This is a genomic window from Leeuwenhoekiella marinoflava DSM 3653 (assembly GCF_900129005.1).
In the GTDB taxonomy this organism is placed as follows: Bacteria; Bacteroidota; Bacteroidia; order Flavobacteriales; family Flavobacteriaceae; genus Leeuwenhoekiella; species Leeuwenhoekiella marinoflava.
Map to the genome: position 1 here is coordinate 12,736 of NZ_FQUN01000014.1, position 23,427 is coordinate 36,162.

The window sequence follows — 23,427 nt, forward strand, 5'->3', positions numbered from 1 at the left end:
ATAGAAATATTGCAATAAAAATGAATATTGGTTAAATGCATCAAATGTAATTGTGACACGTTAACTCTGCTGTTAATTGTGCGTTAAAACATAGAATATAAAAGTTAATATTTCTTCTTTTAGCTTATTAGCTGTATTTTTGCAAATCATTATAAAATCAGGGCTTAAGCTTATGTTATCAGTATCAAATTTATCTGTACAGTTTGGAAAACGCGTCTTATTTGACGAAGTAAATGTTTCTTTTACTCAAGGGAACTGCTACGGGATTATTGGCGCAAATGGTGCAGGAAAATCTACTTTTTTAAAAATAATTTCAGGAAAAGAAGACGCTACAAGTGGTCATGTACATCTTGAACCCGGTAAGCGTATGTCTGTTTTAGAGCAGGATCATTATGCTTATGATGAGCATACGGTTCTAGAAACGGTTTTAATAGGTAATAAACCATTATTTAAAATAAAAACTGAAATAGATGCTTTATATGCAGATTATTCTGATGAAAATGCAGATCGTATAGGTGAATTACAAGTAGAATTTGAGGAGATGAACGGTTGGAACGCAGATAGTGATGCCGCTGCATTATTGTCTAGTTTGGGTATACCCGAAGATTTACACTACAGTCTGGTAAAAGATCTTGACAGTAAGCAAAAGGTGCGGGTTTTATTAGCTCAGGCACTTTTTGGAAATCCGGATGTTTTGATTATGGATGAGCCAACTAACGACTTGGATTACGAGACTATAAGTTGGTTAGAAAACTTTTTAGCAAATTATGATAACTGTGTAATTGTTGTATCTCACGACCGTCACTTTTTAGATGCAGTTTGTACCCATATTTCAGATATAGATTTTGGTAAAATTTCACACTTCAGCGGTAACTATATGTTCTGGTATGAGTCTTCTCAATTAGCAGCGCGTCAACGAGCTCAACAGAATAAGAAAGCTGAAGAAAAGAAGAAAGAACTAGAAGAATTCATTCGTCGTTTTAGTGCAAACGTAGCTAAGAGTAAACAAGCTACTTCGCGTAAAAAGATGATTGAAAAGCTTAATGTAAACGATATTAAGCCTTCAAGCAGAAGATATCCGGCAATCATTTTTGAGCGTGAGCGTGAAGCAGGAGATCAGATCTTAAATGTTGAAAAATTATCATCTTCAATAGATGGGGAGATTCTGTTTAAAAATGTGAATCTTAATCTGGCTAAAGGAGATAAGGTTGTTATTTATTCTAAAGATAGTAGAGCTACCAGTGCTTTTTATGAAATTATAAATGGAAAGCAAAAAGCATTAGAAGGAAAGTATGAGTGGGGTGTAACTACGAATCAATCTTATTTACCCGTTGATAATCAAGAATACTTTGAAAACGATTTGACTTTGGTTGATTGGTTACGTCAATATGCTAAAACTGAACAGGAACGTGAAGAAGTGTATTTACGTGGTTTCTTAGGGAAGATGATCTTTTCAGGAGAGGAAGCTTTAAAAACTTCTAATGTATTATCTGGGGGAGAGAAAGTGCGTTGTATGTTGAGTAGAATGATGATGCAGCGCGCTAATGTGTTGATGTTTGATGAGCCTACAAACCACTTAGATTTGGAGTCTATTACTGCGATAAACAACAGTTTGAAGAACTTTAAAGGAACCATTCTTCTTACAACAAGCGATCACGAGTTTGCACAAACCGTAGGTAATCGTATTGTAGAGTTAACTCCGGGTGGATCAATTGATCGTTATCTTACTTTTGATGATTATATGAATGATCCTAAAATAAAAGAGCAACGCGAGCAGATGTATGCTGTAGAAGCATAATAGTATACGACTTTAATATCTTATATAAAAAAAGTCCGCAATTTTTTAATCGCGGACTTTTTTTATGTATGTAATTTACTTATTCAGCTGCAACAGTATAGGAAAAACGGTTTGCAGGATCTTGCCCTTCAATAGTCGTTTTTAATTCTACGATATCTGTTGTTTGTCTATCTCGTAGTATAACGTAAAATGCATCATCAACAGCTTCGCTATAAGGTGATAGGTAAAAACTTCCAGCTTCGGTCAATTTAATACCTAAACGAGCAGTATAGGCATTTCCATTTTTGAGCCCTGCAATAGCTAAGCCTTTAAGCTCAGGTATGATTTCACCAGTACCATTCTGTTCAACAATAAATACATCATCTGTATTAAATGCGATAGGGGTATCTTGCTCAGTATCTTCTGTCTCATATCTGAAAAAATAAGTTTCTGCAAATTGAGCATTAGGCACTAATTCTGCTAGACTAATATCTTCATCTTGATCACTTACTAGAGTTGTGGGTACTGTTAAGTCAATATACAGTGTGTCATTGAGTGAATACGTCTCTTGAGCTTCAGGGATAGTTATCAAATCAGAAACATCAAAAGGATTGTAAATAGGTTCTATATAATCATCAGTGTCTGAACAAGAGATGATTAATCCGGTTAAGCTTAAAAGTAAAAAGTTCGAAAATTTCATTAGTTGTAATTTATATTGGTTTATAACTACAACGTAGATGAAGGTTTTTGTAATTAGTTGCGTCTGGCTATCTAGTTTTTGTAAAATGTCTTACCAGCGTTACGGTACAGAACAATGCGATAAAACTACTCAAGAGAATTCGATAGGTGGGAAGTTGTTGCCCTTCAAGTAATGGGTAGAGTCTCCATAAAGAATACATCAACAAACCTACATTTAAAGCTATATTAAAAAAGGAACGCTTCGGCTTTTCTTCTTTTGAGATAAGTGGTCGTGCAGCTTTTAATTCTGTAGTATGATCTTCTAAACGACTGTCTTTAGCTTGTTGTTCTAATTCTGTATCAGTAAGATTGGATTCTGAGAATGTTTTTTCTGTAATGTATTTAGCGCGTACTAAATCTTCTTTTTTAACGGAAAGTAAAGCCTGACTTCCGTAATCACTCAGAGGGCCAAAGCCAGCTCTTAACGCACTGTCTTGATCATTGCGGATGACGCTGCTAATACCAGCTTCATCTAATTTATTTTTTAAGAAATTCACATTTATTTCAGAGCCTGTATAAACGCGCTCATAACTAGAATCTTTGATCATTGTGCTTTATCGTATTGACACTTCCAGATAGCGGTATTAAAATTTTTACCTAGTGCAAAACCGTAAAATAGTACAATTGCAGCGATAGATTTAAACATAAAAAAGAAAACCATCACATCCTGACTGAATGATTGCTCTGGGGCAAACAAACCATCTGGAATCAATGCTGTAGCGATAAGGCTAGAGAGTAATATAGCTACAATGATGTTTTCAAGCCTTTTAAACGGCCACATCGTTAATTTACGTAGTGGATGCAAATCATCCCCCCATTTGTGAATTAAATAATAATGACCATTACCCATAGGAGCAAATAATAGCGGATCATCTGTTTTGTTTAAAACAAACATCTTAGATGGCGCCATTATTTTAAATCCTTTTAAAATAGTTTGATGCTCTTCCTCGAGATCTTTAATTTCATTTAGAGCTTCTTGTGGAAATGTTCCTTTAAAGAAGCAGGTATCTAAAAAACGTAACCGGTAATTCACGCAGATTTTTTTAATACTGTTTTCGTTAAAAATACGTTTAGTATCTAACAGGTTAAAATCAAAATCTGTAATATCTGCTTCAGCATTTTTAGAGAGGTTGTCTAATATTCGTTGATTACTCGACGGTGTTTTTCTAATAAAATTAGTTACCCATTTTAAAACAGCGGCCTCACTAGTTGCGCGATGTTGCTCACGAAGCAATTTATCGTGAATATTGGTTCTTTTTAAAAGCATTTTTCTTTTTTTAGAATCTTAAAGTTAACCAATTGATCACGAACGCACAATACTCTAAATGCTAAAGTATTAACGCAATACCGCGTTAAGTTGCTGTTCAAAATGATTTTGCAACTTATTCATGATTTTGTCTATTTCTTTGTCTGTAAGTGTTTTGTTTTCATCTTGAAGCGTAAAACTTACTGCATAACTCTTTTTGTCTTCCGGTAGGTTTTTACCCTCGTAAACATCAAAAAGCGCAACATTTTTAAGCATTTTTTTCTCTACATTATAAGCTTCCTGATAGATTTGGTCAAAACTCACTTCTTTATCTAGAAGTAAAGCAAAATCACGGCGAACCGCAGGATTCTTAGGGATAGACGTAAAACTTATTCTAGTTTGTTTTACGAGATCTAAAATGGTGTCCCAATTAAAATCAGCAAATAAGACTTCTTGATCAAGATCAAAATGATTGCGAATTATCTTAGGAACCAGTCCTAAACTTACTAATGATTTTTTCTGAGTGGTATAGGTTAATCCTTCAGAAAATTGAGCATCTTTTACTGGTTTTACAGTCCAATTACTAATGCCTAAACGGTTTAAAATAGCTTCAACGCTTCCTTTTAAATTGAAAAAACTGCTGCTTTGTTGTGCTTGAAACCAGTTTTCTGAATTTTGCTTCCCACTCATTAAAAGCGTTAAATGCTTGTGTTCTTCACGACCTCCGGGGAAGTTATGATAGCTTTTTCCGAATTCAAAAAGTTTGAGATCAGGCTGACGGCGGTTGCTGTTAAAAGCGACTACTTCTAACCCTGAAAAAAGTAAAGACTGTCGCATTACCGAAAGATCTGTACTCAATGGATTGAGCATTTTTACGTTATAATCTTCTTTGAACGCATCGTTCAAGGAAGCATACATTGGACTTGTCAATGAATTATTTAAGATCTCATTAAAGCCTAAAGAAGCTAAAAGGCTTCCGGTAATTTGCTGAATTTTATGATCTGCAAAGCGGCTACTTTTTGATACTGAAGCATTCAGTTTTGATTTAAACTGAATTTTATTGTACCCGTAAACACGTAAAATTTCTTCGACAACATCTACTTCGCGGGTAACATCGTTACGGTAAGCCGGTATGGTCATCCCAATTCCAGACTCAGTGATGTTATTTATTTTAATATCTAAAGATGAAAGTATAGACTTGATTGTTTCTTTAGGAATAGCTTCACCAATCAATTTTTCGGCGCGATCAAAGCTTAAAAATACTTGGTGATCTTCAATCTTTTTAGGGTAAATATCAACCACATCGCTGGTTACTTCACCACCTGCACATTCTTGTATAAGCAGAACAGCTCTAATGAGTGCGTATTCGGTTAAATTAGGATCTATACCACGCTCAAATCTAAAAGAAGCATCTGTATTCAAACCGTGTCTTTTAGCGGTTTTTCTAACACTAACAGGGTCGAAGAACGCACTCTCTAAAAATATAGAGGTTGTACCTTCAGTCACACCGCTGTTTTCTCCACCAAAAACTCCTGCGATACACATCGGTTTTTCAGCATCACAAATCATTAGATCCTCTTGGTGCAATTCACGTTCAATACCATCTAGAGTGGTGAACTTGGTACCTGCAGCAACGGTCTTTACATTCACTTGTTTTCCGGCAATTTTAGCCAAATCAAAAGCGTGTAAAGGCTGTCCCAATTCATGAAGGACATAATTGGTAATATCGACCACATTGTTTTTTGGCGTAAGTCCAATAGCCTTTAATCTATTTTGAATCCACACTGGAGATTCTTTGATAGTAAGACCACCAAGTGTAATACCACAATATCTTGGAGCACGCTCATTGTTGAGCACTTCTACACTGATTTTTTGAGTGCGGTTATCTATTCTAAATGAACTTGTAGAAGGTGTTATAAATTCTGGAGTAACACCAGATTGTATAAGACCGGCGCGTAAATCACGAGCTGTGCCCATGTGGCTCATCGCGTCAGCGCGATTAGGTGTTAAGCCTATTTCAAAAACAATGTCGTCTTCAATTTCAAAAACTTCAGCTAGCGGAGTTCCGGGCTTTAGATCATCTTCCAGAATCATAATTCCGTCGTGACTTTCGCCAAGGCCCAATTCGTCTTCAGCGCAAATCATACCGTTACTTACCTCACCGCGGATCTTCCCTTTTTTAATCTTCCAGGCATCTCCTTTATCATCATAAAGTGTCGTGCCTACGGTAGCTACAGGGACTTTTTGACCCGCATCTACGTTAGGTGCGCCACAAACAATTTGTACCGGATCACCATCACCAAGATCAACTGTAGTTATCTTAAGACGATCTGCGTTAGGGTGCTTTATGCAAGTAAGTACATGACCTACTACAATACCTTTAAGACCACCTTTTACACTTTGAAAGCTCTCAATACCTTCAACTTCAAGACCCAGGTCTGTCAATAAATTGCCGGTTTTTTCGGCATCCCAATCAATATTAATAAACTGTTTTAACCAGTTGTAGCTTATTTGCATTCCTTTATTTTTGAAAGGGCAAATATAACATTTACCGTGCTTTTTTACTCAATAAGTCGGGTTTAATCAATTACGGAAATAATACTTTTTTAGAAGAAAAAAGGAAGCTTAATTATTGAAGTAGTAATCTTGAAAATAGAAGGTTTATTTAACTGATATAGTTCCAGATATTTTTAAACTTCATAACCTCTGCATAGGTTTTTCTAATAGGAAGATTGTCAGGTTTTGCAAGTTGGGGGTCATTTTTCAGCAAAGCGGAAGCATAATTTCTGGAGATTTTCATAATCTCATTATCCTTAACGATATCAGCAATTTTAAGATTGAGTACACCACTTTGCTGAGTGCCCATCAGATCACCGGGACCACGAAGTTTGAGATCTACTTCAGCAATCTCAAAACCATCGTTTGTGCTGGTCATTGTTTGCAAACGTGTTTTTGAATCTTCAGATAATTTGTGTCCGGTCATTAAAATACAATAACTCTGATCTGCACCGCGACCTACACGACCGCGTAACTGGTGTAATTGCGATAGCCCAAAACGTTCTGCACTTTCAATAATCATCACCGAAGCATTCGGCACATTAACACCAACTTCAATTACCGTAGTCGCCACCATAATCTGGGTTTCGCCGTTCACAAAACGATTCATCTCAAAATCTTTATCGGCGGGTTTCATCTGTCCGTGAACGATAGAGATTTGATAGTCTGGCATTGGGAATTCTCTGGCGATACTTTCATAACCATCCATTAGATCTTTATAATCTAATGCTTCACTTTCCTGAATTAATGGATAAACCACATAAATCTGTCTGCCTTTTTTGATTTCATCTCTGATAAAACCAAAAACTTTCAGTCTGTTATTATCAAAACGATGCACCGTCTTGATCGCTTTTCTACCCGGTGGTAACTCGTCTATCACCGAAACATCTAGATCTCCATAAACACTCATTGCCAAAGTACGCGGAATAGGTGTTGCCGTCATAATCAAGACATGAGGAGGTAGCTCATTTTTATGCCAGAGTTTGCTGCGTTGCGCGACCCCAAAACGGTGTTGCTCGTCAATCACCGCTAAGCCCAGGTTTTTAAATTTCACCTTATCTTCAAGCAGCGCATGTGTACCTATTAAAATGTGTAGCGAATCGTCTTCGAGACTTTCGTGAATGGTGCGGCGTTCTTTGGCTTTAGAAGATCCGGTAAGCAAAGCGATCTTGATATCCAAGTGTTCGCATAACTCGCTAATTCCTTGAAAATGCTGTATTGCAAGAATTTCTGTAGGAGCCATCAAACAAGCCTGAAAGCCATTATCCAGCGCGATGAGCATCGTCATGAGCGCGACAATTGTTTTACCGCTACCTACATCACCTTGTAGTAGTCGGTTCATTTGAGCCGGTTTCCCCAGATCGTTACGTATTTCTTTAAGTACGCGTTTTTGAGCTCCGGTTAATTCAAAGGGAAGGTGTTTGCTGTAAAAAGTGGTGAATTTTTCGCCTATATTTTCAAACGGATAGCCTTTTATTTTTTGCTTATGCAGTTTGTTTTTAACCAGTAACTGCAACTGAATGTAAAAAAGTTCTTCAAATTTCAATCGAAACTGCGCCAGCGCCAACTTTTCCTGTTTCTGCGGAAAATGAATATTGAGATAGGCTTCTCGTTTCGGGATTAATTTTAAAGCGGTTAGTATGTCTTGGGAAAGCGACTCTTCAATATTCTTATGAACCTCTTGAAATAGCGTTTGCATCAGCCCGTTCATCACTCGATTTGTGATGCCTTTGTTGCTCAGTTTTTCCGTAGAAGGGTAAACCGGTTGCATGGCGACGCGTATACTTTTCTCGTGTTCCTCAAGCAATTCCATATCAGGATGCGCGATGGAGTAGGTGCTGCCAAAGCGTTGCACTTTTCCAAAAACCACATAGGGAACATTGATTTTCAATCCTTCGCGAATCCATTTCAAGCCCCTAAACCAAACCAGTTCCATAGCACCGGTTTGATCTATAAAACTGGCAACGAGCCTTTTTGATCGGCCTTCACCTACCGTTTTTAAATGCGTTACTTTACCAATGATCTGCACATCTGCACTGGTAGGCTGTAATTGATTTACCGTATAATATTGCGTTTTATCAATATATCGGTTAGGAAATAAATTGAGCAGATCTTGATAGGTATGAATGCTCAGTTCAGAACGCAGCAGATTTGCCCGATTAGGTCCCACGCCTTTTAGGTAATCTATAGGAGTCTGAAGTTTACTGCTGCTCATCAAAAAACGAAGATATAAAACCCTGTTATTTTATTCTTGTTTTCTCTGCATTTAAAACAAGCGGTTTTAAAATCAAATCCTTAATTTGGCAGCCTATTCATTAGTTTGATTTTATGAGATTGATTTTTTCGCTTATCGTTGCATTTTTGATAAGCACGACATACGCCCAACAGACCGAAACGGTAGATTTTGAACGCATATATGCATTACTCGATTTTAACTTTGCAGAAGGCACCGTAACCGGTGATATGGAGGTTAAATTTACTATGAAAAGTGATGCCGATTTTGTGTATCTCGATGCTAAAAATATCACCAAATACGAGTCGCTTCTCAACGGTAAGTTGATTAGCACCCATACCGATGAAGGTCGAATTATTTTTACCCAAAGTTTTGCAGCAGGGGAAACTTACAACCTCAACCTCAAATATACTGCAAAGCCTAACAAAGCGCTTTACTTTGTAAACAATGGCGGTTTTCAACAAATCTGGACGCAAGGCCAGGGGAAATATACTTCAAACTGGTTGCCTAGTATTGATGATATGAATGATAAAATCGAGTTTGATCTTTCAGTTATTGCTTATCCTGGTCAGGAAGTTATTGCAAACGGAGTTTTAAAAGAAAAAGAAGAAAGTGACGATAAATTCATTTGGCATTATGAGATGTCAGAACCTATGTCTAGTTATCTGGTAGCGGTTGTTTTAGGAGATTATCGCAAACAAAAACGCAGATCAGATTCTGGTGTGCCTATTTACCTATATTATTATCCTGAAGATTCACTTAAAGTAATGACAACATATCGCTATAGTGATGATATGTTTGATTTTTTAGAGGAAGAAATTGGCGTGCCGTATCCTTGGCCAGATTACAAGCAGGTTCCTGTAAAAGACTTTTTATATGCCGGTATGGAAAATACAACGGCGACTGTTTTTAGCGATCAGTATATGGTTGACCGGAGTGGTTTTACAGATCGTAATTATGTGAATGTAAATGCTCACGAACTCGCGCATCAGTGGTTTGGTGATTATGTGACCGAAACTTCAGGAACGCATCACTGGCTGCAGGAAGGTTTTGCTACGTATTATGCGCTATTAGCAGAAGCTGATGCAATGGGTAAAGAAATCTATGCGTGGAAGCTTTTTCAGTCTGCGATGCAGCTTAAAGAACTTACAGATAAAGGTAACGGTGAGGCATTGCTCAATCCTAAAGCGAGCTCACTTACGTTTTACCAAAAAGGAGCTTGGGCTTTGCATATGTTGCGATTACAAATAGATGATGAGGCGTTTAGAACAGCAGTTAAAAACTATTTAGAAAAACATAAATTCAGCAATGTAGAGACTGAAGATTTCTTAATTGAAGCTCGTGCAGCCAGCGGTCAGGATTTATTAGAATTTGAAGAAAACTGGTTGAAGAGTCCGGATTTTAGATATGAGGAAGCTATTGCCACGCTTGAAGATTACCCGGTGATTCAGCGTTATAAAAGAACGGTTGGTTTGCGTAAGTTGTCTTTTAGCCAGAAATCTCAAAAATTATTTGACCTTTTAGCCTTGCCGGACAAATATTCTGGTCCTGAGGCTATTTATCAGTTGGCAGACGTTTCTCCGGGAGCAGCAGCTCGTATTTACGAGCGCGCGTTTTATACCAATAATCCTTGGGTGCGTCAGGCTATAGCACAAACGGTGAGTAAAGTTCCGGCTTCAATGAAGACCAATTATGAGCGTTTGCTTAATGATGATTCGTATATCACGCGCGAACTGGCTTTTATGAATTTATGGTCTTCTTTTCCGGGAGATCGTCATAAATATTTAGATAAGATGAAAGGCCTTCAAGGGTTTGCTAATCATAATGTAGAGATCGTATGGCTGGCTCTTGCCATTTCTACTCTTGATTATGAAGAAGCTTATATACGCGATCATTTCTTCCGTTTGACGCGTTTTACAGGTGATAGATATTCTTTTGAAACTCGAGAGCAGGCGTTTACCAAATTGTACCAACTTCAGCTTTTTGAACCTAAGAGTTTAGAAAATTTAGTAGAAGCCTGTTTTCATCATAACTGGCGATTTTCACAAACCTGTAAGCAGATTTTAGATGAGGTTCTTAAGAATGGGGATTATCGCAAGGAGCTCAAAAAGCTCAATATAAAAGACGAAAGGCAAAAAAACTTTTTAGCAGAAAAATTGAGCTGATGCGGGCATTAGTAATTTCGGGAGGAGGAAGTAAAGGAGCTTATGCCGGCGGCGTAGCACAACATCTTATGCAAGAACAAGGTCATAAGTATGATTTGTTTTTAGGAACTTCTACCGGAAGTCTTTTAATATCTCAATTGGCGAATAACAATATACAACGGGCGTACGAAGTTTATACGCAAGTAAACCAGAATACCATTTTTGACGTAAATCCTTTCAATATTAAAAAGAAAGGAAACCGGGAATATGTATCTATTAATTACTGGAACACGGTTTGGCAATTTATAAGACGCAAACGGACATTTGGTGAAAGCAAAAACCTGCTCAAGAATATCAAGAAAAACCTTCCTAAAGCAGAGTTTGAAACTATAAAACATCAGACTGCAGATGTGGTTGTGACAGTCTCGAACCTTACTAAAAACACAGTAGAATACAAATCGATCAAGAATTGGGACTATGATGATTTTTGTGAGTGGGTGTGGATTAGCTGTAACTATGTGCCGTTTATGAGTCTTGTGAATAAAAACGGGTTTGAATACGCAGACGGTGGTTTTGGCTGTATCGTTCCTATTCGGGAAGCGATACGCCGCGGAGCGACAGAAGTCGACGCCATCATTCTGGAGTCAGAAAATATGGAGTACAACAAAGTGCTGGGTAAAAACCCGTTCTCTTTGATGGTAAACCTTTTTGGCTTTCTGATGGATCAGGTAGAGTACCATGATGTGATTGTGGGCAAGCTTGCAGCTATTAATAAAGATGTGCCGTTGAATCTATATTATACACCTTCAAAGCTCACAGAAAACAGTCTGATATTCAATAAAAGATTAATGTCAGAATGGTGGCAGCAAGGATGGGATTACGCTGCTGCGAAAGCAAAACACGCACAAGATAATAAACTCCGTGAAATTTCTGAGACTGAATGATTCAGGTTTAGTTGACTCTGATTGTTTTTTCGATATAATCGGTGTCAGAGCTTTTAAACTTCAATGTGTAGCTTCCTCTTTTTGAAGGATTAAAAGTGTAGGTTGCAGTACGGGTTGGGATATCCATCGTACATATACAACCTTTGTAAATAGCTTCAACTTCTACAGTAATGGTTTTGCCTGTAGCAGTCTCTTTAAATTCGTTGAATTGTCCACAACCACTCATTACCGGAAAGGAAACTGTTAAGTCAAGAGTGCTCCCAGCTTCAACTTGTTGTTCCCCTGTAACTTCAGAAACATAAGCTGATTGAATTTTAGTACACTCTTCAGAATCTGTATGATCAGTAGTTTTTGAAACAGAATCACAGCTAAATACAACAAAAGCCGAAAGTATAAAAAGCAGATTTTTAATCTTCATAATATGTTTTTTAATGAGATGTTTATTGTTTCATTTGGTTGCGTGATTTCAGCCTTAAATACTATCCAAATTTTTATTCAGAAATAAGGGAATATTCAGAACCTCATTTTAGCTGTTAAGACATCGTACAACATCATCAAGACCTTCTTCATCCTCAGAAAGTACAACCAGCGTATCGCCATCATTAATTATAGTAGAGCCCTTTGGTGTGAGAAATTTATCATTTCGCTTAATCATTGCGATTATGGCATTTTTAGGAAAGCCAAGTTCTACGATTTTCTTATTTATAGCGTTGCAATGTGGGGTAATTACAATTTCTTTCATAGCCGTTTTGGGTATTTCTGAAATCATACCGGCCATATTTTTAGGTTTAGCTTCTTCCGGCAAACCTACGTTAAGCCATTTTGCAACAACAGAAAGTGTTGTTCCTTGAATCAATACTGAAGTAAGCGAGATAAAGAAAACAATATTAAAAATCATATGAGCTTTTTCAATACCAGCCAGCAACGGATAAGTAGCAAACACGATGGGCACAGCGCCTCGTAAACCCACCCACGAGATGTAAAAGCGTCGCCGCATTTTCATTTTAAAAAAAGCAAGACTGATAAACACGCCAACAGGTCTTGCAATAAATATCAAGAATAAAGAAATCAAAAGACCAATGCCTATAAACGGAATAACCTGTGTAGGGAAAACCAATAAGCCAAGAGTTAAGAACAAAACAATCTGCATCAACCAGGCAAGACCGTCAAACATTTTGAGAATGGTCTGCTTGTGTATCAAGTCTTGATTACCCAGATAAACCGCACAAATATAAATAGCCAAGAAGCCATTACCTCCTATAAACTCTGTGGCTGAAAAGGTGATAAACATCAATGCAATTACAAGAACCGGGTAGAGGCCTTCAAAACCTAATTGAATTTTATTTATAGTGAGTTTACTCAGTCTTCCAAAAATGAAACCGGCAACACCACCTACAATCATTTGCGTCAACAGCATCGGTATTACAGATGCCAAACCTTTGTCTTGATTAATTACCAGCGTTAAAAAAGCAATAGTAAGTACATAAGCCATTGGGTCGTTACTTCCGCTTTCTAGCTCCAGTGTCGGGCGCAGATTGGTTTTTAGTGCTAAACTTTTAGAACGAAGAATCGAAAAAACCGCCGCCGCATCTGTTGAAGAAACAATAGAGCCTAGTAGAAGGCTTTCGTAAATTGTAAAATCGGTTACATAAAAAATAAAGCCTCCTAAAGTGACAGCAGTGAGTAAAACGCCTAAAGTAGAAAGTGCGAGCCCTTCTCTGAGAATAGGTTTAACTGAAGACCAGTTGGTGTCTAAACCTCCGGAAAATAGAATGAAATTAAGCGATACAATCCCAATGAATTGAGCGATTTGTGGATCGTCAAACTTAATACCGCCAATTCCATCAGAACCGGCAAGCATCCCAATTCCTAAGAATAACAATAAGGTAGGAACACCAAATTTGTAAGAGGTTTTACCTACCACAATACTTATGAGAAGTAAAACAGAGCCAACAAGGACGATGTTTTCAATAGTAAGGTTCATACCCTTTTACTGTTAGTTGTGATTTGTATTAGCTTATTTTATACGTTTTCCTATAGAAGTAAAAGATAAGCCTTGTGTGCCACGGGTAGAAATCATGATGCCTTCAAAAATAGGATCTGTAACTGCCGAATCGTCAAGCCAGTCAAAAATAAAATTACCCCCTGTACCACCGGTTTTATCGCCTTCTTCGATAATGATTTCAACAGTTTCTAGAGGTCTAAGCATTATTGGGAAATCAAAATAGGTACGTATGGGTTTTCCGCTGGTATCATAATACGCTCCTTTAGTGAGTAGAATAGGGTCTGTCTCGCTGGTATTTCTAAGGCTTACGGTAACCGTTAGATCGTGGGTGAGATGCTCAGAAGTACTGTAAATTTCTGAATAAATACCCAAATACGTTTTGGCTACTTGCAACGAATCATTTTTGGGTATTTCTGCACGTCTCTTTTCCCAGTTTATAGGGTTTATAGAGCTCATAGGCTTTTTTTCGTCACAAGAGATAAGTAGAAAAATACCGGCTACAAAAAGTAAAAAGTTACGCATACGCTTAGTTTTTAATCAAATAATTCCTGAACCTCAGTCTTAAGATAATCTAAACCAAGTAAAGTAGGGTTTGGTGACTCATCAAAATTTGTTAAAATATATGTTCTGATGTCATGAGCTGTATTCAACTCTGTATTTGCAACTCCTTTTCGAAGTTGCTGAATCAAGGCATTTTTTGATGATTTGATTACGCGCCAGCATTCATCAGAAATATAAATCTGTTGCGTGAGATTGTGTTCAAATTCTTGCTCTATGGTTGCGATTAATAAGTCTACATAAGATTTTTTATCATCAGATGCAGGCTTTATTCGAATTAGAAGTTGGTTTGGGCTTATTCTTTCCAGAAAAAGTGTAAGACGTTCAAAAGCCTGCAAACGTAATGGTAACGTGTCTTTTTGACTTTGTTTATGAAGCAGAAAACGTCTTCTTTTTTCTTCGTTTTTCATAAAAGAATCAAAGAAATAATAGGCGAGTAGAGCCACAACAATTGCGGGTCCTACTGAAATTAAAATATCTAATATATCGTCCATAATCCTAATTAGTATCTTACAGCGTCTTCAAATTGCTTTATTTTACTGTTTTCACGCTTAACGGTTTCTTTATCGTATTCTCCGCCTAGATGTTCACAATTCAATAAAGAAGACATTCCCTCAAAAGGCACATCCACTTTGTGATAACTGAAGCAAGCGGCTAAAGTTTGACTTAGATTTTTATCTCCTAGAGTTAGATCAACATCTTCAGTAGTTAGCTGACAAGGATGCTCATAACCACAGGCGTGTGTGATTTCAAGTAACTCTTTTCTGAAATTTTTAAAGTAAAAATTGGTTCGTACTGCTTTATCTTCAATATCAATACCGGCTTGCAACCACTTGTTTTGAGTAGCAACGCCACTAGGGCAGGTATTATTGTGACAAGCTTTTGCCTGTATACAGCCAATAGAAAGCATCGCTTCTCTGGCAACATTGATCACATCTGCACCCATTGCGAAAGCCATCGCACCTTTTGCCGGTAAACCTAATTTACCACTACCAATAAAAACAATACGTTCTGTGAGATGATGTTTTTTAAAGATTTTATATAAATCACTAAAGGCATAAACCCAAGGCAAAGAGACGTGATCAGCAAAGCTGGGCGGTGCCGCTCCTGTACCACCTTCACCACCGTCAACCTGAATAAAATCGGGTCCTTTATTGGTTTTAACCATCAGTTGGGCTAGTTTTTCCCAATCCTGCAACTTACCTATTGCAGCTTTAATCCCAACCGGAAGTCCGGTGGCTTCAGCAATCTGTTCTACAAATTCTAGAAGTCCATCTACGCCTTCAAAAGCCGAGTGGGTTGCAGGTGAAATCACATCTTTACCCATAGGTACGTGACGTATTTCAGAAATTTCCTGTGTTATTTTTGAAGCCGGAAGCACTCCCCCTTTACCCGGTTTTGCACCTTGTGACAACTTAACTTCAATCGCTTTGATTTCTGGATTAGCTTTGACTAAAGCAATCATTTTTTCCATCGAAAAATTTCCGTGCTCATCTCTTACTCCAAAATAACCGGTACCGATCTGGTAAATCACGTCAGCTCCTTTTTTATGATAAGAAGAAAGGCCACCCTCACCACAGTTGTGGTATGCATGCGCCAGTTTACAACCTTTATTTAGCGATTCAATAGCTCGTGCAGAAAGCGAACCAAAACTCATAGCTGATACATTTATCGCAGAAGCTGGTCTGTAAGGTTTACGGCGATTATTATAAGAACCCATTACCTTGGCACATGGTAAAAAATAGGGGTTTTTGGCATTGGGATGTTCTGATGGAACTTTGAATCCCATCATCGCATTATTTATAAAAATGTAATTAGCCTCATAGATATTTTGATCTGTACCAAAACCTTCATAGTTGTTCTGGTTTTTAGCGGAAGCATAAATCCAGCCACGCTCGATTCGATTAAACGGAAGTTCTTCGCGGTTATTTGCAACGATATATTGGCGTAATTCCGGACCAATACTTTCTAACATATACCGAATATGTCCCACCACCGGAAAGTTGTGTGTGATGATGTGTTTTTTATTGAAAAATACATCGCGAATACCAATGATTACAAGCACAACTAAAAGCCAGAACCACCATGGAATATTGCCTAAAAATGTTAGAAATTCGTTCATAACCGGGTTTAAAAAATTCAATCTTCAAACTTAGTGTTTCACTATGTTTTTGAAAGGCTCTAAATTGAGAATTTAAGAATTATTAACCCTTTAATAGATCCTTAAGAGTAATAAATTGAGACATAAAAAAGCAAACGTAATCGTACGTTCGCTTTTTTTAGAAAAGAGTAGATTTACTCGATAATCGAGATTTAAATGCTCCTAGGCTTGCCTCGAAGTCAAAAGCTGTTTTCTTTGAATGCCTTGTGGGGTTATCTCAAGGTGATTTACTTTGCGTTTAAGTAATCAAGCGTTAATTGGCTCATTGTTTTTACGCCCAGTAAAAGTCCGTCATCATCAATCTGAAAATCAGGAGTGTGATGTGGGTAAGCTTCGGTATTTCCCGGAGCCATTCCTCCTAAAAAGAAGAATAACCCGGGAACCTCCTCTTGATAATAACTGAAATCTTCACCTCCGGTAGTTGCTTTAACCAGTTTTACGTGATCTTCGCCTGCAACATTTTTGAGAGTAGGAAGCATTTGTTCAGTAAGTGCGAGGTCGTTATACGTAATAGCAGTATTGCTCTGAAATTCTATCGTTGCGCTTCCGCCGTAAGCTTTAGCCAGACCTTCACTCATTTCAGTCATACGACGTATAATTAATTCCCGCATATCAGGATCTAACGTACGTACAGTACCTACTAATTCTGCAGTTTCAGGAATAATATTAAAGCGAACGCCACCAGAAATTTTACCTACTGTTATAACTGCAGGTTCTACTAATAGGTTAGATTCTCTACTGATAATCGATTGAAATCCGTCAATAATCTTAGCAGCGATGTATATGGGATCAACACCGCCCCAAGGTTGAGAACCGTGGGTTTGTTTTCCTTGTATCTTAACAACAAAACGCTCTACGGCAGCCATTGTTCCACCCGGTTTATAGGCGATGGTTCCTACCGGAGTAGCACTGTTAATATGTAGTCCAAAAATAGCATCTACATCCGGACTTTTTAAAACTCCTTCTTTAATCATTAAAGCCGCGCCACCTTCTTCTCCCGGAGGCGCACCTTCTTCAGCAGGCTGAAATATAAATTTTACCGTACCGTGTATTTTATCTGTATTTTCTGCTAGTATCTGAGCTGTACCCATAAGAATCGCAATGTGTGTATCGTGACCACATGCGTGCATTACGCCGGTCTCTTCGCCCATAAAAGTCGAAACAACTTCACTTTTAAAAGGTAAATCATTACGCTCAGTCACAGGTAGCGCATCTATATCTGCACGTAGCGCTACAACTTTACCGGGATAATCTCCTTTAAGGATCCCTACAACGCCGGTTTTTGCAACTTTGGTTTCTACTTCTATTCCTAATGATTTGAGGTGCTCGGCAATTTTAGCAGCCGTTTCAAATTCACGATTACTCAATTCCGGATGCTCATGAATATCATGACGCCATTCAATGACCTGATCTTCTATAGCTTCCGCAGCAGCTGTGATTTCAGGATCTGGAGTTTGTGCAAAAGCAGCAGCTCCAAGTGTTAAGAATGCTAATGTGTTTAGTTTTTTCATGTATGTTATTTAAAAGGAAATTAATGCGTAGTCTAAATTCTGATAGTGTATTAATGCAGTCATTGCAGATAAAGCAAGGATTGTATGCTCCCAGCGTTTTTTTGCTGAAATACCACGTGTGCCGGCAGTTTGCCCACATAAAATCACAGGTATATCTAAGGAGTGAAGTTTGTTGAGTAAGGCTAAATTGGGATTATCAATACCAAATTTCTCCTTGTAATACTCATTTTTAAGCAATCCAAAAGCAGCACTGCCGTGCACAATAAGTATAGGTTTTAATCGATTTTTATCAACTCCTGCGGCGACGTGCATATTTAGAAAGCGCGCTGCAGTATTAAAATGCGAATTTAGAGAAGTAGGATCGTCTGGAGCTTTAGCGATGTCAAAAACCACTTGATAATCTTCATCTAGATTTATTGCAAGATCAGGATTGGGCACAGAAATGGTATTGCCAAAATCTTCAATCAGCGGTCCTGTTAGTTCTTCTTGTGCAATACTTATTTTCGCGAATGCGAAAAAAATAAATAAGCTAATGCCCAAACGTTTTAAGTTCATAAAATGAAATTCAGAAAACTAAAGATATAGAAAAGCTAGAGAAGCTAAAACTGGAAGTTTGTGATTTATTAGTATCTAGATTTTGATTTATAATGATGCAAAATTGATATTGAGAAGCGATTTTAATGAATTATAAGCAAAATAAAAGCATGCCTTCAATCGAATTTGAGACATGCTTTTTCATTTTTACTTTTTTAATAAATGAGTCCTAGCGATTCTAGCTAGTGTACTTTTTAATGAGTCGTATTAATAATTCCTGAAGAATTTCTACTTCATAATCTCCTATTGTAGGCTCAAGATGGTCGTCGCCCACGCCGCTATCATTTGTGATAAATACATAGGTTCCGTTTGTTGTTATGCTGAAATTTCGCATCAAAAATTCAGTCTTTTTGTTGATGCCACTTGCGACTATAGGAATGATCTTAATTCCTTTTTGAGCAGCTTTTTTAATTGATTCATGCAGGTCATCCATTACTTGTGCTTCATCGTGTGGCGGTGCATCTAATAACAAGAATGCAATGCGGGTTTTTGCAGTTGTAGCCCATTGCAAATCATCTATACTGGTCTTAAGAGCAGTATGTACAGCTTCGGGGAAATCTCCGCCACCATCAGCGGTCTGTGCATTAATATAAGTTAGCGTGTTCTCTAGATTTAAGGTGAAATCTGATTTTTTAACTAAATATTCATCGTCAACATCTCTATAGAAAACAGTTCCTGTAGAAATCTGAAGATTAGAATTTGCGGCTTTTACTTTCTGAATAACTTGTTTGAGATCATCTTTTAGAAAATCCATTTCATCACTCATAGAACCTGTGGCATCTACAATAAAACAGAGGTCAACATTGCTGTACACCGGTGCAGAATTGTTTATTTTTATGGTGTTGATTTCTTCAGAATAAGATTTTACGTTGCTTAATTTTTGATCACCCAGATAAAAACTATAATTTGTAATTTCGGTGGTTTTCTGCTTGTCGCTTTTGAGATCGATCCACAATTCTGCAGTACCTAGATTGTCTGTTTTTGCTGCCCAGACTACATCTGTACCTTTTTTAATAGTTAAAACAGCATCTACCACCGGTAAATTATTTTCATCTTTCAATTCAAATGAAAAGCGGTTTGCTGTGTTGAATTCCCAGTTTGTGGTAAGTTGATCTGCCACTTCCTGATTGAGTAAGTTTTGCCAGAAACTCCAGTTTTGCAAATCATTCCATTCTCCTGCGGTGATGATTCCGGCATTGTCAGAATCCCCATTACCTGATCCTCCTGCACCAGCAGAACCACCCGATTCAGAAGAAAAAGCACCGTTTGATAACTCGTCTTCTTCCGGTAGCGCAGCGTCTTCAGTACACGATAAAAAAAGAGCAAAAAATAGGAGAATGAGAAAAGCGTAAGATTTTTTCATAAGGTTGTTGATTTTTTTGATTGATTTATAAAGTAGATGTTATTTGATTAAAAGGTTGCTTGTGAGCATGTTAAATTTTTTAGTTACTTTTTGACTAAAGAATTTCGTGTTCAAACCTGAACGTTTTAAAATCTTGAGTAGGCGTAATTTTCTTGATAACTAAATACCATAGTGTTCTGATAAAAAAATAAGTTTCCTTAATTTTCGCCCTCTTACTAAATAGCGGTATTATTTAGCTCAGGAAGTTTAGTTTCAGTAAAAAATCAGATTGTTTTGGAGGCACTTTTAGAAGGATTGAATGAAGCACAACGTGCGCCGGTTTTGCAAAAAGACGGTGCAATGATGGTGATTGCCGGTGCAGGCTCTGGGAAAACCAGAGTACTTACCATGCGTATTGCTTACCTGATGCAACAGGGAGTTGATGCGTTTAATATATTATCACTCACATTTACCAATAAAGCGGCACGGGAGATGAAAACGCGTATCGGTACCATTGTGGGTAATAGCGAGGCAAAAAACCTGTGGATGGGAACCTTTCACTCGGTTTTTGCAAAGATCTTACGGATTGAAGGACATCACTTGGGATTTCCTCCCAATTTTACGATTTATGATTCGCAGGATTCTCAAAGACTTATTTCTGCGATTATCAAAGAGATGGGGCTTGATAAAGATATTTACAAGTACAAGCAGGTTCATAGCCGTATCTCTTCTTTTAAAAACAGTTTGATTACGGTTAAAGCTTATTTTCAGAATCCTGAGTTGATGGAAGCTGATGCGATGGCCAAAAAGCCACGTATAGGTAATATTTATAAGGAATACGTAGACCGTTGTTTTAAAGCGGGAGCAATGGATTTTGATGATTTATTGTTGCGTACAAACGAATTATTAGCGCGTTTTCCTGAAGTACTCGCCAAATATCAGAAGCGTTTTCAATACATTTTGGTTGATGAGTACCAGGATACGAATCACTCACAATACCTTATAGTGAAAGCACTTGCAGACCGCTATCAGAATATTTGTGTGGTGGGTGATGACTCCCAGAGTATTTACGCGTTCCGTGGGGCAAATATTAATAATATTTTGAACTATCAGCGTGATTATGATGATGTAAAAGTCTATCGTTTGGAACAAAATTACCGTTCCTCAAAAAATATTGTTGAAGCCGCAAACTCAGTTATAGAGCATAATAAAACCAAATTGGATAAAGTGGTGTGGACCGCTAATGATGACGGACCTAAAATTATCGTACATCGCTCACTTACCGATGGTGAGGAAGGCCGCTACGTTGCCAGCAACATCTTTGAAACAAAGATGAACAACCAGTTGCAGCACAGTGATTTTGCTATTTTATACCGAACAAACGCCCAGTCACGGGCGATGGAAGATGCGCTTAGAAAACGGGAGATTCCGTATAGAATCTATGGAGGACTTTCATTCTATCAGCGGAAAGAGATTAAAGACGTGTTAGCTTACCTGCGCATTTTGACAAATCCTAATGACGAGGAGGCCTTAAAACGAGTGATCAATTATCCGGCAAGAGGTATTGGTGCTACGACCTTAGATCGTCTCGTTATCGCTGCGAAGCAGTACGATCGCTCTATATTTGAAGTGATGGAAAATATTGAGCATCTGGATATTAAGATCAATTCGAGCACAAAAAATAAGCTCTATAATTTTGTGAATATGATTCACAGTTTTAAGATTTTGAGCGAAAATGCAGATGCTTTTACCGTTGCTGAAACTGTTGCTCGTAAAACTGGCTTGTTACAAGAATTGAAAAAAGACGGAACACCTGAAGGTATTGCGCGTATTGAAAACATCGAGGAATTGCTTAACGGGATGCGTGACTTTGTTGAAGGTCAAAAAGAAATTGCAGATGCTACCGGAAGCCTTTCTGAGTTTCTGGAAGATGTAGCCCTCGCTACCGATATGGATAAAGACATTGATGATGTGGACCGCGTGTCGTTGATGACCATTCACCTGGCAAAAGGTCTGGAGTTCCCGTATGTGTATATCGTGGGGCTTGAAGAAGATTTGTTCCCGAGTGGAATGAGTATGAACACCCGTAGCGAACTGGAAGAAGAGCGGCGCTTGTTTTACGTGGCACTTACCCGTGCAGAAAAGCAAGCCTATCTTACTTATACCGAGTCTCGCTATCGCTGGGGGAAATTAATAGATGCAGAACCGAGTCGTTTTATTGAAGAAATAGATCAGCAATACTTAGACATCCAGACGCCAATGGATAATTATCGCTACAAGCCGATGATTGATACCGATATTTTTGGTGAACCGGATAAGAGTAAACTGCGATTGAAAAAGCCCGTAAGCGGAAGCGCTCCTACAGTGGGTAAGCCTACTGAAGATCAACTTCGAAAATTACGCAAGTTGAGACCACAAACCGCTTCAGAAATTCCAACCGATGATCTCAACGGAAATCTTTCTAAAGGAATGCATGTAGAGCACAGTCGTTTTGGTCACGGTGAAGTATTGGGTATAGAAGGAATAGGGCAGGATCAAAAAGCAGAAATAAACTTTCAAACCGGAGGTATTAAAAAGCTGTTGTTGCGCTTTGCGAAGCTGAAGATATTGGATTAAAATAGTTTCTAATCGTCTAGATGGAAGATTGTATTTTATTGTTGATTTATCAACTAAACATCTTAATCGAAGCCATTAAGGCAATAGGATCAATTTCAGTGTTAACAGATTCGTCATCCTTTGAAATAGGAAGATTTTGCTTTTCGTATTCCATTAGAGACCAAGTTTTTTTATGGTATTCGAGAGCGGTTAAGTTTTCAATCCAGTCCCCGCTGTTGAGATATAAGCAACTCCCGTTTGCATTTTCTACCTTTCGCATTTGCGGTTGATGTATGTGCCCACAAATCACGTAATCAAACTTATTTTCAATAGCGAGTTCGGCAGCAGTTTCTTCAAAATCAGTAATAAAACTTATCGCTTTTTTTACACTGTTTTTGATCTTTTTAGAAAGTGAATATTTCGGTCTTCCTAAGCTTACCAGACACCAATTGATAAAACTGTTGAGTACAATAAGAAAATCGTAACCCCAACCGCCTAGCTTGGCAATCCATTTGGTATGTTGTATAGAAGCATCAAAAACATCCCCGTGAAAAATCCACGCTTTTTTTCCGTCTAGATTCAATACCAGTTTATCAATCACAGAAATATTACCCAATTCCACCGGACTGAACTTACGCAGCTTTTCGTCATGATTACCGGTGATGTAATACACCTTAGTCCCTTTCGCGGCGAGCGAAATGATTTTTTTAATAACCTGAAGATGTGATTTTGGGAAATACCGTTTTCTAAACTGCCAGATATCTATAATATCTCCGTTGAGCACCAGAGTTTTAGGCTTGATGCTTTGTAGGTAATTAACCAGTTCTTTTGCGTGAGCTCCGTATGTACCTAGATGAACATCAGAAAGGATAACAAGTTCTACTTTTCGTTTCAAAGAAAATGATTTTTAACAAATTACAACCATGTCTGTTATCCTAGTTTTAACTCATTATTAAATTATTTAAGTCTTTCCACTTTTTTGCAATGAATTAGCTGCGTAATGACAAGGCTTTTAGCATAAAA

The 23,427-nt window shown here is 37.8% G+C and carries 18 protein-coding genes; 4 read left to right on the forward strand and 14 right to left on the reverse strand.

The features are described from left to right. The first annotated feature begins 172 nt into the window (after window positions 1–172). The gene (locus tag BUB91_RS13230; RefSeq protein WP_073099772.1) at window positions 173–1,798 is read left to right on the forward strand and encodes an ABC-F family ATP-binding cassette domain-containing protein; all 1,626 of its coding nucleotides are present in this window, start codon (window positions 173–175) and stop codon (window positions 1,796–1,798) included. Between the two features lie 79 nt (window positions 1,799–1,877). Here BUB91_RS13230 and BUB91_RS13235 read toward each other — a convergent pair whose 3' ends face one another. The 5 genes from BUB91_RS13235 to recG form a co-directional block, all read right to left on the reverse strand. After that, on the reverse strand, window positions 1,878–2,477 hold the full coding sequence (locus BUB91_RS13235; protein ID WP_073099773.1) for a hypothetical protein: 600 nt from the start codon (window positions 2,475–2,477) through the stop codon (window positions 1,878–1,880). Window positions 2,478–2,544: 67 nt separating this feature from the next. Next, window positions 2,545–3,063: a putative signal transducing protein gene (locus BUB91_RS13240; RefSeq protein WP_073099774.1), complete on the reverse strand. Its 519-nt coding sequence runs from the start codon at window positions 3,061–3,063 to the stop codon at window positions 2,545–2,547. Further along, entirely contained in the window at window positions 3,060–3,782 is a 723-nt protein-coding gene (locus BUB91_RS13245; protein ID WP_073099775.1) for a hypothetical protein, read from the reverse strand. The genes BUB91_RS13240 and BUB91_RS13245 overlap by 4 nt, the downstream gene beginning before the upstream one ends. Before the next feature lie 69 nt (window positions 3,783–3,851). Beyond that, on the reverse strand, window positions 3,852–6,278 hold the full coding sequence (pheT, locus tag BUB91_RS13250) for a phenylalanine--tRNA ligase subunit beta (protein WP_073099776.1): 2,427 nt from the start codon (window positions 6,276–6,278) through the stop codon (window positions 3,852–3,854). Between the two features lie 148 nt (window positions 6,279–6,426). Further along, window positions 6,427–8,532, reverse strand: a complete 2,106-nt coding sequence (gene recG / locus BUB91_RS13255; RefSeq protein ID WP_073099777.1) for an ATP-dependent DNA helicase RecG — start codon at window positions 8,530–8,532, stop codon at window positions 6,427–6,429. Window positions 8,533–8,645: 113 nt separating this feature from the next. Between recG and BUB91_RS13260 the strand changes: the two genes are divergently transcribed. Next, complete coding sequence (locus BUB91_RS13260; RefSeq protein WP_073099778.1) at window positions 8,646–10,715, forward strand: M1 family metallopeptidase; 2,070 nt, start codon at window positions 8,646–8,648, stop codon at window positions 10,713–10,715. Next, a complete protein-coding gene (locus tag BUB91_RS13265; RefSeq protein WP_073099779.1) occupies window positions 10,715–11,638 on the forward strand; it encodes a patatin-like phospholipase family protein in 924 nt (307 codons plus the stop codon). The genes BUB91_RS13260 and BUB91_RS13265 overlap by 1 nt, the downstream gene beginning before the upstream one ends. Before the next feature lie 7 nt (window positions 11,639–11,645). Here the strand turns inward: BUB91_RS13265 and BUB91_RS13270 are convergent, their stop codons facing one another. The 8 genes from BUB91_RS13270 to BUB91_RS13305 all read right to left on the reverse strand — a co-directional run bounded on the left by BUB91_RS13270 (window position 11,646) and on the right by BUB91_RS13305 (window position 19,830). Continuing rightward, on the reverse strand, window positions 11,646–12,056 hold the full coding sequence (locus tag BUB91_RS13270) for a hypothetical protein (RefSeq protein ID WP_073099780.1): 411 nt from the start codon (window positions 12,054–12,056) through the stop codon (window positions 11,646–11,648). 108 nt (window positions 12,057–12,164) lie between these two features. After that, the gene (locus tag BUB91_RS13275; protein WP_073099781.1) at window positions 12,165–13,622 is read right to left on the reverse strand and encodes a potassium/proton antiporter; all 1,458 of its coding nucleotides are present in this window, start codon (window positions 13,620–13,622) and stop codon (window positions 12,165–12,167) included. A gap of 33 nt (window positions 13,623–13,655) precedes the next feature. Next, window positions 13,656–14,165, reverse strand: coding sequence for a DUF3124 domain-containing protein (locus BUB91_RS13280; RefSeq protein WP_073099782.1), 510 nt, complete (start codon window positions 14,163–14,165; stop codon window positions 13,656–13,658). An 11-nt stretch (window positions 14,166–14,176) separates the two neighbouring features. Next, complete coding sequence (locus BUB91_RS13285) at window positions 14,177–14,695, reverse strand: DUF7935 family protein (protein ID WP_073099783.1); 519 nt, start codon at window positions 14,693–14,695, stop codon at window positions 14,177–14,179. Window positions 14,696–14,703: 8 nt separating this feature from the next. Next, window positions 14,704–16,323 carry an FMN-binding glutamate synthase family protein gene (locus BUB91_RS13290; RefSeq protein ID WP_073099881.1) on the reverse strand — a complete coding sequence of 540 codons (1,620 nt, stop codon included), beginning with the start codon at window positions 16,321–16,323 and terminating at the stop codon, window positions 14,704–14,706. A 266-nt stretch (window positions 16,324–16,589) separates the two neighbouring features. Beyond that, on the reverse strand, window positions 16,590–17,873 hold the full coding sequence (locus tag BUB91_RS13295; protein ID WP_073099784.1) for an amidohydrolase: 1,284 nt from the start codon (window positions 17,871–17,873) through the stop codon (window positions 16,590–16,592). Window positions 17,874–17,882: 9 nt separating this feature from the next. Beyond that, complete coding sequence (locus BUB91_RS13300; protein ID WP_073099785.1) at window positions 17,883–18,428, reverse strand: DsrE family protein; 546 nt, start codon at window positions 18,426–18,428, stop codon at window positions 17,883–17,885. Between the two features lie 217 nt (window positions 18,429–18,645). Next, window positions 18,646–19,830, reverse strand: coding sequence for a vWA domain-containing protein (locus tag BUB91_RS13305; protein ID WP_073099786.1), 1,185 nt, complete (start codon window positions 19,828–19,830; stop codon window positions 18,646–18,648). Between the two features lie 273 nt (window positions 19,831–20,103). On the opposite strand from BUB91_RS13305, the gene BUB91_RS13310 reads away from it, so the two are divergent. Continuing rightward, window positions 20,104–22,425, forward strand: a complete 2,322-nt coding sequence (locus BUB91_RS13310; RefSeq protein ID WP_073099787.1) for an ATP-dependent helicase — start codon at window positions 20,104–20,106, stop codon at window positions 22,423–22,425. A gap of 49 nt (window positions 22,426–22,474) precedes the next feature. Here the strand turns inward: BUB91_RS13310 and BUB91_RS13315 are convergent, their stop codons facing one another. After that, a complete protein-coding gene (locus tag BUB91_RS13315) occupies window positions 22,475–23,299 on the reverse strand; it encodes a UDP-2,3-diacylglucosamine diphosphatase (RefSeq protein WP_073099788.1) in 825 nt (274 codons plus the stop codon). Window positions 23,300–23,427: the final 128 nt, after the last annotated feature.